Raw genomic sequence first — 706 nt, 5'->3', positions numbered from 1 at the left:
ACCTTGGGACTCGCGGGATTTCGCGAGTTTAAGATTGCGCTCAGCGGCGAAATTGAGCGGCGGAAGTTGAGCGGCGAACTGGCTGAACGCGCGCCATCAGAAGCTGTAGACACAGCTCCTCGGATCGCCATCCTCAGTTCTGCTTTACAAAACTCAATTTCCGTGTCCGCTCGTGGTTTTGACGACCTTCAAATTAGTGGGTTTGCCAACCGCATCCGAGCGGCCCGATGCGTCGAACTGTTCGGCACGGGGCCGTCATCCGTCTGCGCTGATATTCTGGCCATGCGACTGATCTGCCTAGGTTTCCCCGCACATTGCTCGGGGTCCGCCACCGTGTCTCACGCTCTCGCGCGAGGGCTTGGCTCGTTGAGCCTCGCCATTGGCATTTCGTCGCGTGGCCACACTGTGGAAACCAAGGATTTTCTGGCTATCGCGCGCGAAACCGGAGCATACACGATTGCCATTACGACCCGCGTTGACTGCCCGATCGCCCGGACTGCGGACGAGGTGGTATTGTTTACCTCGGCTGAGGCTTGGCCACAGGCCGGGTCGGCGATGCACGTGCCGCCTCTGGTGTTGCTGAGCGAATATCTTTGCCAGTGTCTGCAGATGGCGGAAGTCTGAATCCCCACCAAGGCCAATTCGGGCAGTTCCGAGGTTATTTCCGGATCCCACCTCGGTCTTCGTCGCGCGTGCTCGCGTGCAC

At 59.5% G+C, this 706-nt stretch carries 1 protein-coding gene; it reads left to right on the top strand.

The features are described 5' to 3' along the window. A partial coding sequence (locus tag EN780_RS36270; RefSeq protein WP_133372956.1) for an SIS domain-containing protein occupies positions 1 to 624 on the top strand: 624 nt, incomplete at its 5' end. Positions 625 to 706: the final 82 nt, after the last annotated feature.

Source organism: Mesorhizobium sp. M4B.F.Ca.ET.089.01.1.1 (genome assembly GCF_004022605.1).
Taxonomy (GTDB): domain Bacteria; phylum Pseudomonadota; class Alphaproteobacteria; order Rhizobiales; family Rhizobiaceae; genus Mesorhizobium; species Mesorhizobium abyssinicae.
Note: the sequence above shows the minus strand (reverse complement) of the source record. Positions and strands in the feature narration are given on the sequence as shown.